Origin of the sequence: Winogradskyella ouciana (assembly GCF_009709615.1) — a bacterium.
Lineage (GTDB): Bacteria > Bacteroidota > Bacteroidia > Flavobacteriales > Flavobacteriaceae > Winogradskyella > Winogradskyella ouciana.
Genome location: NZ_WJYA01000119.1, coordinates 1 through 269, shown reverse-complemented (window position 1 = coordinate 269; position 269 = coordinate 1). Strand labels below are relative to the sequence as shown.

General features: G+C 64.7%; 1 protein-coding gene. It reads right to left on the bottom strand.

Going from position 1 to position 269, the window contains the following annotated elements; genetic code table 11:
* Window positions 1-68: 68 nt before the first annotated feature.
* The coding region (locus tag F1003_RS16655; protein ID WP_162307010.1) for a hypothetical protein at window positions 69-269 on the bottom strand (201 nt) is incomplete at its 5' end.

Below are 269 nucleotides of genomic sequence, written 5' to 3'. Positions count from 1 at the left end.
GTGAGTACGTGGGTCAAGGCTCCCCCTTCACAGTCCTGCCGACGGTGGGGTGTGTCGGTGCCGACGGGTCAGTTGGCGTCGTCGGCGAGATCCCGGGTCTCCTGCAGCAGGCCCTCCTGCCACAGTTCGCCGTCGAACTGTTCGAAGGTGCCGTCCAGGGTGTCGCGGAAGGACTGGACATCGACATCCTGGACGATCTCCATGTCCTCGCCGAGCGTCTGCAGGGACTCCTCGTGCTGTTGTGCTACCTGTTCGGTGACGGCCACTCC